Annotated in this window: 16 protein-coding genes and 1 riboswitch; of the genes, 3 read left to right on the top strand and 13 right to left on the bottom strand. The window is 48.3% G+C overall.

The window, feature by feature from the left end:
• Window positions 1–11: 11 nt before the first annotated feature.
• The 4 genes from bioB to FHS17_RS05540 all read right to left on the bottom strand — a co-directional run bounded on the left by bioB (window position 12) and on the right by FHS17_RS05540 (window position 4,256).
• On the bottom strand, window positions 12–1,010 hold the full coding sequence (bioB, locus tag FHS17_RS05555; protein ID WP_167276029.1) for a biotin synthase BioB: 999 nt from the start codon (window positions 1,008–1,010) through the stop codon (window positions 12–14).
• Between the two features lie 5 nt (window positions 1,011–1,015).
• The gene (bioD, locus tag FHS17_RS05550) at window positions 1,016–1,792 is read right to left on the bottom strand and encodes a dethiobiotin synthase (protein WP_243865177.1); all 777 of its coding nucleotides are present in this window, start codon (window positions 1,790–1,792) and stop codon (window positions 1,016–1,018) included.
• Window positions 1,770–3,122, bottom strand: coding sequence for an adenosylmethionine--8-amino-7-oxononanoate transaminase (gene bioA / locus FHS17_RS05545; RefSeq protein WP_167276025.1), 1,353 nt, complete (start codon window positions 3,120–3,122; stop codon window positions 1,770–1,772). Before bioA ends, bioD begins: the two co-directional genes overlap by 23 nt.
• A gap of 180 nt (window positions 3,123–3,302) precedes the next feature.
• Entirely contained in the window at window positions 3,303–4,256 is a 954-nt protein-coding gene (locus tag FHS17_RS05540; protein ID WP_167276022.1) for an EamA family transporter, read from the bottom strand.
• Window positions 4,257–4,378: 122 nt separating this feature from the next.
• Window positions 4,379–4,483, bottom strand: a riboswitch (purine riboswitch).
• 319 nt (window positions 4,484–4,802) lie between these two features.
• Between FHS17_RS05540 and FHS17_RS05535 the strand changes: the two genes are divergently transcribed.
• Genes FHS17_RS05535 through FHS17_RS05525 form a run of 3 tightly spaced genes read left to right on the top strand, consistent with a single transcriptional unit; the run spans window position 4,803 to window position 7,900 of the window.
• Window positions 4,803–6,062 carry an ABC transporter substrate-binding protein gene (locus tag FHS17_RS05535; RefSeq protein WP_167276017.1) on the top strand — a complete coding sequence of 420 codons (1,260 nt, stop codon included), beginning with the start codon at window positions 4,803–4,805 and terminating at the stop codon, window positions 6,060–6,062.
• Window positions 6,063–6,098: 36 nt separating this feature from the next.
• Complete coding sequence (locus FHS17_RS05530) at window positions 6,099–7,061, top strand: carbohydrate ABC transporter permease (protein ID WP_415639917.1); 963 nt, start codon at window positions 6,099–6,101, stop codon at window positions 7,059–7,061.
• Between the two features lie 14 nt (window positions 7,062–7,075).
• The gene (locus FHS17_RS05525) at window positions 7,076–7,900 is read left to right on the top strand and encodes a carbohydrate ABC transporter permease (protein ID WP_167276014.1); all 825 of its coding nucleotides are present in this window, start codon (window positions 7,076–7,078) and stop codon (window positions 7,898–7,900) included.
• Between the two features lie 74 nt (window positions 7,901–7,974).
• Here FHS17_RS05525 and FHS17_RS05520 read toward each other — a convergent pair whose 3' ends face one another.
• From FHS17_RS05520 to FHS17_RS05480, 9 genes are all read right to left on the bottom strand, one after another.
• Window positions 7,975–8,874, bottom strand: coding sequence for a response regulator (locus tag FHS17_RS05520; RefSeq protein ID WP_167276009.1), 900 nt, complete (start codon window positions 8,872–8,874; stop codon window positions 7,975–7,977).
• Window positions 8,875–8,879: 5 nt separating this feature from the next.
• Window positions 8,880–10,133, bottom strand: a complete 1,254-nt coding sequence (locus FHS17_RS05515) for an ATP-binding protein (protein ID WP_243865176.1) — start codon at window positions 10,131–10,133, stop codon at window positions 8,880–8,882.
• Between the two features lie 80 nt (window positions 10,134–10,213).
• Window positions 10,214–10,864 (bottom strand): amino acid ABC transporter permease, encoded by a 651-nt coding sequence (locus FHS17_RS05510; RefSeq protein ID WP_167276004.1) that lies wholly within the window; start codon window positions 10,862–10,864, stop codon window positions 10,214–10,216.
• A 61-nt stretch (window positions 10,865–10,925) separates the two neighbouring features.
• Window positions 10,926–11,579, bottom strand: coding sequence for an amino acid ABC transporter permease (locus FHS17_RS05505; protein WP_167276001.1), 654 nt, complete (start codon window positions 11,577–11,579; stop codon window positions 10,926–10,928).
• A 75-nt stretch (window positions 11,580–11,654) separates the two neighbouring features.
• Window positions 11,655–12,515 (bottom strand): transporter substrate-binding domain-containing protein, encoded by an 861-nt coding sequence (locus tag FHS17_RS05500; protein ID WP_167275997.1) that lies wholly within the window; start codon window positions 12,513–12,515, stop codon window positions 11,655–11,657.
• A gap of 66 nt (window positions 12,516–12,581) precedes the next feature.
• On the bottom strand, window positions 12,582–13,310 hold the full coding sequence (locus FHS17_RS05495; RefSeq protein WP_167275993.1) for an amino acid ABC transporter ATP-binding protein: 729 nt from the start codon (window positions 13,308–13,310) through the stop codon (window positions 12,582–12,584).
• A 212-nt stretch (window positions 13,311–13,522) separates the two neighbouring features.
• A complete protein-coding gene (locus tag FHS17_RS05490) occupies window positions 13,523–14,296 on the bottom strand; it encodes an ABC transporter permease (protein ID WP_167275989.1) in 774 nt (257 codons plus the stop codon).
• Window positions 14,297–15,055, bottom strand: coding sequence for an ABC transporter ATP-binding protein (locus tag FHS17_RS05485; protein ID WP_167275985.1), 759 nt, complete (start codon window positions 15,053–15,055; stop codon window positions 14,297–14,299). It abuts the gene before it with no gap.
• A 15-nt stretch (window positions 15,056–15,070) separates the two neighbouring features.
• Window positions 15,071–15,421, bottom strand: a complete 351-nt coding sequence (locus tag FHS17_RS05480; RefSeq protein WP_167275980.1) for a DUF1048 domain-containing protein — start codon at window positions 15,419–15,421, stop codon at window positions 15,071–15,073.
• Window positions 15,422–15,426 lie beyond the last annotated feature (5 nt).

Raw genomic sequence — 15,426 nt, 5'->3', positions numbered from 1 at the left:
TTGTCACCGCCTTACAGTGCGTTCAACTCGATTTCGAATCCTAAATCTTCGATAATTTGATGATCGGCCGATACATCTTGGCCAGCAGTCGTTAAATAATCTCCGACGAATAATGAGTTTGCGGCGTATAAGGACAAGGGCTGCAGCGTACTGAGGTTAACTTCGCGACCGCCGGCCACACGAATTTCTTTAGATGGACAAACAAATCGGAATAAGGCTAGTACCTTTAATGCCTTCAACGATGGAGTTCGGCCTGCATGCTCTAAAGGTGTTCCCGGTATCGCGTTCAGGAAATTGATTGGGATTGAATCCGCATTAAGATTGTGAAGTGCAAAGGCCATTTCCACGATTTCTCGATGGGTCTCGCCCATGCCGATAATAACGCCGGAACAAGGAGACATGCCGTGTGCCTTTACCTTCTCTACGGTTTCAATGCGTTGATCATAGGTGTGGGTCGTTGTGATGGAAGGATAGTTTGCTTTGCTAGTATTCAAGTTGTGGTTATAACGATGAACGCCTGCCTCGGCAAGTCGCTTAGCTTGATCTTCCTTGAGAATACCCAGGCATGCACAAATCTTCAGCGGCATTGTCTCCCGAATTTCTTTAACGGCGTTAACTACTTGATTAAGCTCTTTATCCGTAGGTCCTTTCCCGGCTGCTACGATGCAATAAGTACCTGCCTTGCGAGCCATCGCTTCTCGAGCACCAGCGAGCAGCGTTTCTTTATCGAGCATAGTGTATTTGCTGACCGGCGCTGTTGAAACGATCGATTGCGAACAATAGCCACAGTCCTCAGGGCAAAGGCCGCTCTTAGCGTTAATGATCATGTTCAGCTTCACTTTTTTACCGTAAAAATGTTTTCTCACCGTAAATGCAGCATTCATGATTAGAAGCACTTCATCATTGTCGGCTTCTAGCACCGAGAGACCCTCCTCTAAAGTTAGGCGTTCGCCACTCAGTGCTTTCTCGGCAAGAAATTGCCACTTCGTATTTGTCATCGTGCTTTCCATCTCCATCATCCTCCCATGATTTGAGCTGCTATTGCATCTCTAATAGGTGCGAGCTCTATTTTTTCTCGAAAAATAGGAATCAACGTTACCGAATAACCTGCGTTATCCAAACGGGGTATTCTACCCAGGACTTTAAGTCCGCTGTATCGTTCAATCAGTTCTGCGTTATGAGCCATACTCGGATCGTCAATCGTCTCTATATGTTCGATGTCGTTCATAATGATGCCAATAATATGTACTCCAAGTTTCTTAAGATAGGAAACGGTTAAAAGCGTGTGATTAATCGTACCTAGTCCAGATCGAGCTACAATCACCGCAGGCATCCGGAGTTCCGCAATGAAATCTGCCACGAAGGCGTCTTCGGTCAGCGGCACAGCGACGCCACCTGCACCTTCGACAATCAGCGCTTGGTAACGATCAACGAGCGGTGCTCCTGCAGCGATAAGCTCTTTTAGCGTTAACGCTACCCCAGACTGTTTGGCAGCGAGCATCGGAGTTAACGGGGCTTCGAATGTAAAAGGTGCAACGACTTCGGGTCGGTCATGGATCCCCGAAAGATGCAAAAGTCTTTCGGCATCGGTCATTCCGTTACCGATCTTTTCGCCTGATTGTACGGGCTTCCAGACACCAACGTCCATCCCTTCGGCACGAAGTATTGCGGCAATAGCGGCAGCCACAATTGTTTTTCCGATCCCCGTATCCGTACCCGTTACAAATAAACCAGGTATAGTTGCTTTAGTAATCGCTTTGTTCATTCCCTTAACCGCCTTCGGTGACGTCAATAATGGATTTTGCCAAAATATCCGTCATAGCATCTAGCTCCGTTTCTGTACTAGCAAGCGGAGGAATGAAGACCATCACATTACCAAGCGGCCTTGTTAACATCCCGAGTTCTCTGGCTCTTTGTGTTGCACGAACGCCTACCCGTTCTATCCACTCGTAGGGCTCACGTGAATCCTTATTTCGGACAAGTTCAATTCCGACCATTAGTCCCTTTTGCCGGATATCGCCAACATGTGGCCGGTCCTTTAGGTTTGAGAGTTTTTGCTCGACAAATGCTGCTTTTGCCTCTACCCCTTCTATCATGTTGCGCTCTTCCATGAGCTTTAAGCTAGCTAAAGCAACCGCGCAACCAAGCGGGTTACCCGTAAAAGAATGTCCATGGAAAAAGGTCTTTTGTTCTTCGTAATCGGCGTAAAATGCATGATATATTTCGTCCGTTGCAAGCGTCGCTGCTACAGGCAAATAACCTCCAGTAAGTCCTTTTCCAATTACCATCAAGTCCGGACTTACATCTTCGAGTTCACAGGCAAACATAGCGCCTGTCCGGCCAAAACCGGTTGCTACCTCGTCGGCTATCAAGAGAACATCATACTTTCGACAGATGGCCGCCATCTCGCGCAAACAGTTTAGCGGCATCGTAACGATGCCACTGGCACCTTGGACAATTGGCTCGACGATAAGTGCTGCAATCTCCTCGGCGCGTGTCTCAAGAAGATCACGAAGAGCGGTTAATGTTGCATCCAATGCCGACTTCTCGCCACCTTCATGACGATAAGCGTAAGGATAGGGTATGACGTGCGAAGGGAATAACATCGGACGGAAAATGTCGTGATAGAGTGGAATCGCACCAACGCTCACAGCCCCGATTGTATCCCCGTGATACGCTTGATTCATTGTGATAAAAGTTGTTTTACTTTTAACGCCTTTATTTTGCCAGTATTGAAACGCCATTTTGATCGCGATCTCTACGCCGGTTGCTCCTGAATCAGAGTAAAATACTTTATTTAATCCTCGCGGTGTAATCTTTGCCAACTTTTCTGCTAGTTCAATCGCTGGTCTATTGGCCATTCCGAGTAAGGTTGAATGAGCAACTTGGCTTAACTGATCCGTAATTGCCTGATTTAACTCAGGTACATTATGGCCATGTACATTAAGCCACACCGATGAGAAGCCGTCATAATAAGCCCGTCCCTGCATGTCATAGAGTTTAATTCCCTCACCACGTTCAATGATAAGTGGATCAGAAGTTATGTAATCTTTCATTTGAGTAAACGGATTCCATAGATAATCCTTATTCAGGTTAGCAAGCCGTTCGTAATCTGTTTGCATAATGTTCACCATCCACTTTTAATTGTTAACCTAGTTTTATGTTTCTTGGTTAACAATTAGCTATACTAGCAGATCGATACTTCGATGTAAAGATAGTACTAGGGACATTTTTGAACATAAAAAAAGATAATGAATAGGCAGGCTAGCCCATTCATTACCTCTTTTGACTTCTATGCATGATTAAGAATAAATCGATTTTGACCGCGATATTTGGTATTTGTATAGTTCGGGCAGCGCCACGCCGATAAGCACGATAATCACACCAATCCACTGCATTCCACTTACATGTTCGTGGAGTACAATGGAGGACATAAGTACCGCTACCGGTAGTTCCGCCGCCCCGATGATGCCTGCCATATCCCCGCCGATATGAGGTACGCCAGCTGCGAATAGTACGGATGGAATGAATGCTCCAAAGACGCCTAGGAGTAGGCCGAACACAAGCAGTTGGCTCCAGATCAACCCATTAAAAAGGAACGTTGGCGGGAACAAAATGCATAGCAGAATTAAGCCGCCAGTTACCATCCAGGCGCTCCGGTATGCAGGATGCGCTGTTGGTACGGCCTTGCCATTAAACAGGACGAACAATGAGTAACTAACTGCGGACATCAGACCTAATGCGATACCACGTACATTGATCTCGCCATGCCCTTGCTCCAGGAAACCTGCTGCAATTAGTGTACCGCCGAACAGGATCAGCAACGTAAGCAGCATTAATTTATTGGGCCGCTGGCGTTTCATTACCGCCGGAATCAGTACACTAATCCAAGTAAATTGGAATAACAGAATAATTGCGAGTGATGCGGGAATATAACGCAGCGATTGATAATATACGAGTCCTGTGATGACCGTTGGTGTGCCCGCAGCCATAAGCAGCAGACATTGCTTCCACGTAAGCTTTTGAAATACCTGAGCAGAAGCAGTTGAACCTTGACTATTGTCTGTTTTGAGTGCCTTGCGCTTTTGTTTGAATTTGGTGAATAATGCAAGCAACCAAGATAGAATAAATCCCGTCATAAGTTGACTTCCGACAACCTCTCCAAGTTGATAGCCCTCTCCATAAGCCAATACCACAATTGTAGATAATACACCATAGCTCATAGCTCCCATGAGCACGGCAATATAATATTTCATTCCTTTAATAACCCCCTGCTTGCAAGAAATACGTCGACTTGTTTAGCATGTCGTCCACGTTCTAGGTCTCATGACAGCCTGCGGACGCAAAAAATCCTAACTCCGTCGCCTTAAACGAGCATTAAGCTCATTCATGGCGTCGTAGTTAGGAAGTAAAGGCTCCCTGTAGAAACCCTCGCCCTGTGTATGGCCTGCGAGGTTATACGATAAGAATATAGAATTTCCGCAACAGATGTTCATGTGACAACGCTACATATATTACATGCCAGGTAAGATCCTGTCAACTTTTAGACCGGCATATTCGAATTCCATATCTTCATACCCGGGCCAGATCTCAACCCTCCATCTCCCCTTAAGACCATAAACCCATAGGTAATATAATGGATCCTGGTCCACGTCCTACCATCGCCTCATTTCACGAATGCCGAGTTTCAATATGATCGGGTTGCGTCTATAATGTTGTTCAAGGTCGAACACAACTTCAAGAAATTAGGAGGTGGTGATGCTGCTGCAGTGCCAAAATGCCGCAATGGGAGGCCGATAACGATGGCAAAATACCGAGCATTATTAATGTGTCTATTGCTTCTAGCTTTCATGGTTAGCGGATGTTCAAGCGGTTCTTCATCTAAGAGTGAGGTGAAAACGCTTACCCTTTGGTATTGGAACCGGAGTCTGGACGATAACTTAATCAACGAGGTCCAGAAGCAGTTTCCGGGCATTCGCATCAACGCCCAAAAAATCGGGGGCGACTTCAAATCTAAGCTGAAAACGACTCTCGCAGCCGGCAGTGGCGGACCGGATATCGTGGCTTTTAACGACTGGGTCACTGAACTGTTCCCAAGCGCCGACCGCTTCTACAATTTATACGACTTAGGCGCAAAGGATATCGAGGGAGACTACCTCGATTGGAAATGGCAGCTTGGGGTGACGCCGAAAGATGAAATGATCGCTATGCCAATCGATACTGGCCCGACCGCCCTATTTTACCGCGAGGACTTGTTCAAACAAGCAGGACTTCCGACGGACCCCGAAGAGGTTCACCTTATGATGGACACTTGGGAAGATTACTTCGCCGCAGGCGAGAAGCTTCAGAAGGCGTTAGGCGGCAAGGTGAAGCTGCTTGATAATATTGGACAGGTGTATAACCAGGTCAATTCGCAGTCGGATAAAGTTTATTTTGATAAAAACGAAAATTTCATTGGTGAGGATCCCTCCTCTTCCATGAAGAAGGCGTGGGACTTGGCTGTAAAAGCTTCGCAAATGGACCTTCTTGCTAATGCAGGAACGTTCTCCACCGAGTGGAACGCGGCAATGAATAACGGCAAGATCGCATCCTACGTAGGCGCCGTTTGGAGTAAACAAATCCTGATGGATGCGGCTCCGGATACGTCGGGCAAGTGGCGCGTCGCGAGAGCTCCAGGCGGAGACGGCAATAACGGAGGCTCTTTCCTAGCCATTATGAAAACAAGCAAATACCCGAAGGAATCCTTCGAGGTGATGAAATGGCTCCTGAATTCCGAGAACCAGGTGACCAGCTTTAAGGATCTCAATCTGTTCCCTTCCGCCTCCAAGGCGCTCGATTCGGATCTCATGAAGATGAAAGAGGAGTTTTTCGGCGGCCAAGCTACTGGTGAGATTTTTACGGAGTCAGCGCGCAACGTGAAGCCTTCCTACTTCGGGACCAAATATTCCAACCTAAATGGAATCGTTAACCGTGAGCTGTCATCGGTTGCTCTTGAAGGGAAAAACTCGGATAAAGCTTGGAAAGATGCGTTATCCAGAGTGAAAAAGGAGCTGCTGCGTTAAATAGTCACACTATTCCGGCAATGGAGGTAGAGACTTATGGGACAACCATTACAGAACAGAACCCAATTCGATCCCGGAAGCTCCATGCAAGTCTCGGAGCGGAAGCGAGGATTAGCATCTGAAATATGGAAGCACCGAAGAGAATACCTGGCCATTTCTCCATTTTATATCTTGTTTGCCGTCTTCGGCTTATTCCCCATTTTGTTCTCTATGTATCTTTCTTTCCAGAGATGGGACGGCATTGGCGTGATGACCTTTAACGGCATTAACAATTATCAATTCATGGTCACCGATCCCGAATTTTGGAAAGCGGTAAGAAATACGCTTCTGATTTGGATTTATTCGACCATACCGATGCTGTTCTTCGCGCTAATCATCGCGTTTTTACTGAATGCATCGTTCATTAAGTTCCGCACTTTCTTCCGAATCGGTTTCTTCGTGCCGAACGTCACTTCACTCGTTGCGGTTGCTATTGTGTTCAGCACTGTATTCTCCAACAATTATGGGCTGCTGAACTATTTCTTGTCCGTCTTCGGAGTTTCCCCCGTGGAATGGTTGAACAAGACCTGGGGCATCCAGCTGGCGGTGTCCATTATGGTCATCTGGCGCTGGGTCGGATACAATGCCATCATTTATTTGGCGGGACTCCAGAGTATTCCTACAGTCCTGTATGAGGCCGCCAAAATTGACGGAGCCACCGGCATTCAGTCCTTCTTCCGCATTACAATCCCGAATTTAAGGCCGATCATTCTTTTTACCGTCATTACTTCTACCATCGGAGGCATGCAGATCTTCACTGAATCGCAGGTGCTCGTCGGCAACGACGGCGGCGTTAGCGGTGGTGGTCTGACCATCGTTCTCTACCTGTACCGAGAGGCATTTGTGAACAATTACTTCGGCTACGGTTCCGCTGTCGGCTGGGGCATGTTCATATTGATTGCTCTTTTCTCGCTCTTTAACTGGCTGGTGGTTCAGGGCGGCGGTGCCAAAGATGAATAAACGGGGTGATACGCATGGTTAAGAGGAAGTCTGCCATCCTGCTCTATATCGGACTGATTATCGGACTTGTCATTTCAATCTTTCCTTTTTACTGGCTTGCCGTCATGGCCACGCGTACGACGGCGGAAATTTACAGCTTCCCGCCAAAGTTTTGGTTCGGTACGCATCTTATTAGCAATGTGACGCGAGTGTTCGATAACGTCGATTTCTTCGGCGCGTTTCTCAACTCGTTGTTTGTGGCATCCTGCAGCACCTTGCTGGTCCTGTTCTTCGATTCACTGGCTGGCTTTACGTTCGCTAAATTCAATTTCCCGGGCAAAAAGTGGCTGTTTGTCCTGCTGCTCGCCACAATGATGGCGCCGTCTCAGCTTTCGCTCGTTCCTTCCTTCGTCATCATGGCGAAGTTCGGATGGGTAGGCTCCTTCAAGGCGCTGATCATTCCCGGTATGGCCAATGCATTCGGCATTTTCTGGATTCGCCAATACGCGCAGGAATCCGTTCCATCCGAGCTGCTGGATGCAGGACGTATTGATGGCTGCAGCTTCTTCCGGCTCTACTGGAATGTCGCCATCCCTATCCTTCGTCCAGCGTTGTCTTTCCTAGGAGCATTTACTTTCATCGGTTCTTGGAACGATTATCTCTGGCCATTGATTATCCTGAACGATGAAAGCAAATTTACGCTGCAGGTGGCGCTCTCGTCCCTGAACGGTATTTATGTGACCGATTATGCAATGGTTGTAGCGGGCACAATGCTAGCGGTTATTCCGCTCATCATACTCTTCTTGTTCGTGAGCAAGCAGTTTATTTCTGATATTGCGGCCGGCGCAATCAAAAGCTAAATATGGGCGTAAAACCAATTCTAATGCTTAAGAAATCCAGGTCTCCTAACAAGAGGCCTGGATTTCTTTTTTGTTTATTGATTTTTCATTTTATCAAGTGTCTCCAGGTACAGCACTTGAAGAAACTTCTTAATATTGACTTTTCGCTTCTCCTGCGGACATTTCTCGTCGATTTCACGCATTTTGAGTCGCACGTCCTCGAAGTCGAAATAAAGCGGCGCGTAATGCTCGAACTTCGGGTGGCTGTAGTCCGTAAGCCCAATGCTCGCCAAGTTGGATAAAGCCGTGATGACGGTCCGGCGAACACGCTGCTCAACCGCCTTCCCTTCCTTCTCCATATCGCCGTTTTTTGGCTTGCTCGCCCGTGCTCCGATATCATACAGTACTTTAAGTGGTGGGAAGCCTCCGCCCTGATGCCGCCCAATCAGCTGATCGATCATCTCGATGATGTCATGGCTTCCACTCTCCCCGATAATGCCCATGTCCATTAAGATCATCCGTATGATTTCTTTGGCATCGTGCTTCTTCCTTGCGCTTGTTGGCTCCGAACTCAGGTCATCCAGCTTCGCGATCGATTGTTTGATTTCCTTCAGATAGCGGGCCATTCGCCATTGCTCGCTTACTTTGCCAAGCACGGCTTTGACTTCTACCCGGTTAATCGGCTTCTGGATATAAAATTCAATGCCTGCTTGATACGCTTTGCTGATCATTGCTTTGTTCTCGATCTGGGAGATCATGACATACTTGCCCTCGTACCCTTCCTGTTTCAGCCGGGTGATCGTTTCGATTCCGTCTTGATCCGGCATCAATAGATCGATGAGCACGACATCGGGATTCTCGTCCAGTACAAGCCGCTTCCCTTCAATGCCGCCCGCCGCCATTCCGATAACCTCGCCTACGCCGCCTTTCTCGATAATCGTCTGCAGCATCCGCCTGCTTACCACATCGTCATCCACAATACAGAACGATAGCATTACGCCTACACTCCCTTCTTCAACTTAACAGTCGGAAAAGCCGCGGCGAACGTGGTTTCAGCGTCCCGCCCCGGTTCCGTCAGGAGGAGTCTGCCCGTGAACGAGCCGACGATATCGCGAACATGCGAAAGGCCAATGCCGGTTGCCGCGACACCTTCCTGATTGAATTTGGTCGTAAACCCGGGCTCGAACACCATATCTAGATCCTGTTCGGCGATCCCCGTCCCCGTATCACTGACAATAAAAAAGGTTTCACCTTCGCGTTCTCGTACATGGATGTGTATCACTCCGTGCCGCTCGATCGCTTCAACTGAGTTGGCTGCCAGATTATTAAGTACGGTGATAAGCGGTATGTAGTGTGCGGTCGAGTAATCGATATCGACGTCTTTCTCGATTCGCACCTCTTTTTTGAGCATTTGACTATATTCGCCATTCGATTTCCCCACAAGCTCGACGATCTCCGACAAGGTCATTTCTGGGGCGCTCTCCAAATCGACAAGCTTCATCAGTCCCGCCAGGATGCGCTGCGAATCCTTCTTCACCTCGTGTATCTGCTGAGTAATCCCTAGAACGGACCTGCCATAGTCATGAAGTCCATCCTTGTTCAATTGACCGTACAGATCGTGGCTCTTCGCGGTAATCTGTTCGATTACATCCATCGATTTGCGCAAATAGAAGACCTCGCCATAGAGCCCACTGCCTACGTTGATCATTTGTTCGATCCGTTTCTGCTGTTCGGCATGAACGCTACGCATTTGGTTCACGGCGATGCTGCTGTAGATTCCAGTCGTAAAATAACTGCGCACCACGGCGATAACCGAAATCAGGAACCATTGATTGGGTTGAAAATACGGAAGTCCGAAAGTGGCGCTGCGCATCAGAAGCTCCACTTCATTGGAGACAACGTCGATCAGCGACACACATGCGCCAAGAATAAGTGGATTTAATTGATGTAATCTGCGTTGAATAAGGGCCATTCCAGCCCCAAAGATGAGGTAATAAAGCATGGCGGAGAAGTGCGTCTTCACACTGTCAATAAGATAGAACGTGCCTGCCTCGGCGGCTCCGTCGAGCGATACCCGAAACAGCAGCACCGTTACGCCTACGGCAATCCCCGTCCGCCAATAAGGCAGATGGCTCATCAACAGAAGCAGGAACAGAAAAGCGCTGCTGCCAAGACCTATACGAAAAACCTCACCGATAAACGGGTTGATCTTGAATTCCCCAGCAACGGCTACGACAATTGCGACGATGGTCATTTGCATGCTTTCGGATTTGGACCAATTTTGTATGGCTATAGGAATGACTCCTATCGGGATTCTAAGTCATCAGAAGATACTTATCCCCATTTATTTTCCAGGCGCCTTGCCGCAAGCGACAACGCGTAATTGACCACGAAATACAAGATAGCCACTAGTGCAAGAATTGGAAGAGTATAGTTGAAATCTTGCGCGATGACGATCTTTGAATTGTGCATCAGCTCAGGGAGCGAGATGACTATAGCGAGTGACGTGTCCTTGAGCAGGGAAATGAACTGGCTTACAATCGGCGGCACCATGCGCCTTAGTCCCTGCGGGAGCACGATATGCCATACCGTCTGCATATAAGTGAGACCCGACGAACGGGCTGCTTCGACCTGACCTTTTGGGATGGAACTTAGTCCGCTGCGTACGATTTCCGAGATCATAGCGGCTTCGAATACCGCCAGACCAACGATGGCAGAGCTCATAACCCCCAGCTTGAGTCCGACGTCCGGCATAGCGAAGTAGGTGAAAAACAAGATCAGCAGCAGCGGCAAATTGCGGATAAACTCGACGAGCACGCCGAGAATCTGGGATACGACAGGAATTCTCATATAACGCAGTGTTCCGGTGACGCTGCCCAGCACGAAGCTTAACACGATCGCTACAAAAGCAATCCAGAGCGTAATGCCAAAGCCTTTCATGATGAAGATGAGATTATGGTAAGAGAAAGCGCCAGCAATGTCCATCCGCCGATCCTCCTAAAAGTTATTTGCGAAGTTTGCGCTTCGCGGCATTTCTGTTGACTAACTATCCATTCTTGGCTAACCTTCGTTCGAGCTGTAGTGCCGCGAAGCTTAAAGGAAGTGTCAGAACGAGATACAACGCCGCGACGAAGATATATGTGTCGAAAGTTGCGTACGTCTTGCTAGCAACCTGATCGCCATAATACATTAGGTCGAATCCGGCGAAGACGCCGAGAATGGACGAATTTTTCACAAGGTTGATGAATTGGTTGCTGAGTGGCGGAATGACGATTTTAATCGCCTGCGGAAGTACGACATGGCGCATCGTCTGCATGTACGTCAATCCCGATGCTCTGGCCGCCTCTGTCTGTCCTGACGGTACACTCATGATACCCGCCCGAATTGCTTCTGCAACGAAGGAGGCTGTATATACCATTAGCCCGACCGTGCCGCAGACGAATCCGCTTAACGTCACGCCAAGCGAAGGCAAGCCGAGATAAAACACAAAAACGACTAGCAGCAGCGGTATATTCCGAATGAACTCGACGTAAGCCGTCCCGACCCACCGGAGCGGCTTGACGGACGAAATACGGAATACAGCGATGATCGTCCCAAGAGCGAAGCTGCCGAGTAAAGCAATAACGCTCGCCCAGATCGTGTTGCCAAACCCTTTCATATAGATTCCGAAATGATCCGTAAAAATCGATATGTCCAGCATGCTATCCCCTCCTGTTATTCCCGATATGCAGAAGATGGGTGGCGCTTGGCCACCCATCCTGTTACTTGTTGACCTCTATTCCCCGGACGGGGCTTTTCCAATCCATTTCTCGTAAATCTTGTCGTATTCGCCGTTGTCATGCAGCTTCTTCAATGCTTCGTTGACACTGTTCAATAGATCGGTTGCACCCTTCTTGATCGCGATACCGTACGGCTCGTCGGTGAACGGCTCCCCGACAACCTCGTAGTTCGGATCCTGAACGGCCATACCGTACAAAATCGCGTTGTCGGTCGTCAGTGTGTCACCCTGACCGGCTTTGAGTGCGCTAAACGCATCCTGATAGTTGTCGAACTCCAGGACGTTTACGTCTGGCACCTTTGCTTTAATGTTGTCGACCGAGGTTGAGCCTTTCACAGCCAATACTTTCGTGCCTTTCTTGATATCGTCGATGCTCTTAATCGGACTTCCCTTCTTTACCAGAAGAGACTGACCAGCTTTAAAGTACACGTCGGAGAAATCGACTTCGTTCTTGCGCTCTTCCGTAATTGTCATCGTCGCGACAATCATATCGATATCGTTGTTATTCAACATCGGAATTCGAGTTTTGGAAGTCACTTCCTTAAGCTCGACCTTGGTCTCGTCGCCGAGAATTTCCTTGGCGAGCGCCTTGGCGATGTCGACGTCGAAGCCTTCAACGTTGCCACTCGCCGGATCCTTCAAGCCGAACAGCTTTGTGTCGTATTTGACGCCGACAACAAGCTTTCCTCGACTCTTAATCTCGCCAAGCGCCGACGCCGCTTCAGATGGCGTATCCCCGTTTGCACCGCCGGTTGCTCCGTTGTTCGATCCTTCTTCTTTGTTGCCGCATCCGGTCAACAAGACCGTTGCAAGAAACGTAAGTATGATACCAAGCGTCATCCAACTTCTTTTCTTCATCGTTTAAAACCCCTCTCCGTTATAGGATTACATGTTTGGTAAGATGGTTCGGTCGAGCGCAAGTCGTTAATGGCGCAGCACGCGATTAAGAAACAGACGTGCCCTATCTTCGCGAGGCTGCTCGAAAAATTCCTCCGGTGGAGAGATTTCGACGATTTGCCCTTTGTCCATAAAGACGACGCGGTCCGCCACTTCCCGCGCGAAACCCATCTCGTGCGTAACGACGACCATCGTCATCCCTTCGTGCACCAAGGCCTTCATGACGTCCAGCACTTCGCCAACCATTTCCGGATCGAGCGCGGAGGTTGGCTCGTCAAAGAGCATGATCTTCGGCTTCATGGCCAGTGCCCTGGCGATTGCCACGCGCTGTTGTTGTCCACCGGACAGCTGCGAAGGAAATGCACCAGCCTTGTCATCGATGCCAACTTTGTCCAAATACATCCTGGCTGTATCCGCCGCTTGCGGCTTTGGGACGCCAAGCGCCTTCATTGGAGCGAGTGTAATATTGTCGATCACTTTCATATGGGGATAGAGATTGAAGTGCTGGAATACCATGCCGATTTCCCGCCGCAGCTTGTTGATGTCGGCTTTCTTATCGGTGACGTCGACTTCATTAACAATCAGACTGCCGCTCGTAATCGCCTCCAGCCGGTTGATGCAGCGGAGGAGAGTGCTCTTCCCCGAGCCGGAAGGCCCGACCACAACGACGACTTCACCTTGCGCGATTTGAAGATCGATGCCTTTAAGTACATGAAAATCGCCATAATGCTTCTCCACTTGCTGAAATTCAATCATCGCAATCCCCCTTTCCCTTTTTGTACTCTTGTTTGTCGGACAGGTTATGTTATGTTAAATCACATACTGTGTAGACAACTATAACGGAAACCTACGCAATCCTAACGAATCCGACATCAAACATAGGATTTTTTTATAAACGAGTGCGATTTTTTCTTAATAAAAACGTCAAAAAAGCCCCCATTGCTGAGGGCTTCTTATACGAGTTGATACTATACTCTTTTTTTATACGCTCTCATAGCAAACACATAAGCCACAAGCATAATGCCAACACACCAAGCAAGCGCGATCCAGATGTCATTGCCCACCGGTTGACCCGACAGCAATGCGCGGATGGTTTCTACAATAGAGGTTACTGGCTGGTTTTCAGCAAAGACGCGAACGGCGGTAGGCATTGAATCGGTTGGCACAAATGCGGAGCTGATAAATGGCAGGAAGATTAGAGGGTAGGAAAAGGCGCTCGCGCCATCGACTGTTTTTGCGGTAAGTCCAGCTATAGCTGCGACCCATGTTAAGGAAAGTGTAAATAGAGCGAGTATACCTGCTACAGCAAGCCAAGGCAGAATTCCTGCGGATGAACGGAAACCCATGAGGAGCGCTACAAGGATGATGACGAGAACCGATATGGCGTTAGATACTAGCGAAGTCAATACATGCCCCCAAAGCAAAGCGGAACGTGAAATCGGCATCGTTTGAAAACGTTCGAAGATGCCCTTTTGTACATCGGTAAACAATCGAAAAGCCGTGTAGGATATTCCACTGGCAATAGCCATGAGGAGTATGCCTGGCAGCAGGTAATTCACATAGCTATCTGTTCCGGTTTCAATGGCACCACCTAATACATAGACAAACAGCAGCATCATTGCAATTGGCGTGATGGTTACCGTGATGATGGTGTCCATACTCCGCATAATGTGACGCATGGAACGTCCTAGCATAACGCTAATATCGATGAAGAAATGCTTTTTTACTATTTCTGTTTCCATTTATATGGCCTCCTTTTTACCGACGATTGCAAGGAAGATCTCTTCTAACGAAAGTTGTTTCTCGACATATTCTACCTTTGTGGTCGGGAACATCTTCTTAAGCTCCTGAAGTGTGCCGCTTGCGATAATTCTGCCTTCGTGCAAAATGGCAATCCGGTCAGCAAGCTGCTCAGCTTCCTCCAAATACTGTGTAGTAAGAAGTACTGTCGTGCCGCCATCGGCAAGTTCCTTGACGATCTTCCATACCTCGATCCGAGCCTCGGGATCAAGCCCGGTGGTTGGCTCATCTAGAAAAATAATCTGTGGTTTTCCAACAAGGCTTAAAGCAATGTCGAGTCTGCGGCGCATCCCACCGGAGTAAGTAGACACTCTACGGTCTGCAGCTTCAGTCAGGCCGAAGCGTTGTAACATATCGTCTGCAACCTGACGTGAGTTCTTGAGGTATCTCAGCTTGGCAATCATGATCAGATTTTCGCGTCCAGTCAAAATTTCATCCACGGCGGCAAATTGCCCAGTCAGACTAATCGTCTGCCTCACTTGATCAGGTTTGGATGCGACATCAAATCCGTTGACGGCGGCGGTTCCACCATCCGACTGGAGCAGCGTAGTGAGGATTCTGACAACCGTTGTCTTGCCTGCGCCGTTGGAGCCAAGCAGGGCGAAGATCTCACCTCGCTTCACTTCAAAATCGACACCTTTTAAGACTTCTGTGTCCTTAAAAGACTTTCGCAGACCTCTCACTTCAATCGTATTTTTCAACCCGATCTCCCCCTTTTACTTTTTTTTATCCGTAACCTTTTTAATGGACTTGTTAACTGCATCGTCAATAGATTCCTGATATATGTCAGCATAAGTTTTTGAATCTTTAATGAGATCATCGCAGAAAGCAGCTACGTCACTGCCTGTCACTTCGAGCACGCCTTTCCCCAAGGCCGCACCTTCTTCAAAAAGATCGACAATCCCTGAGAGTAAACCCATCCCTTCGGTTAGCTCTACAGGGCCAACCTTAAAGAAATATTTTTGAATCTCTTTATAAACAAACTGATAATCCTGCGGCAGCGCTTTGACACGCGCCACATGTGCTCGCCACTCTTTTTTGCCTTTGATCATGTCTTGTATACTCATCGTTA

Origin of the sequence: Paenibacillus lupini, assembly GCF_011761355.1 — a bacterium.
Taxonomy (GTDB): Bacteria; Bacillota; Bacilli; order Paenibacillales; family Paenibacillaceae; genus Pristimantibacillus; species Pristimantibacillus lupini.
The sequence above is the reverse complement of the archived record's forward strand: the minus strand, read 5'-3'. Positions and strand labels throughout refer to the sequence as shown.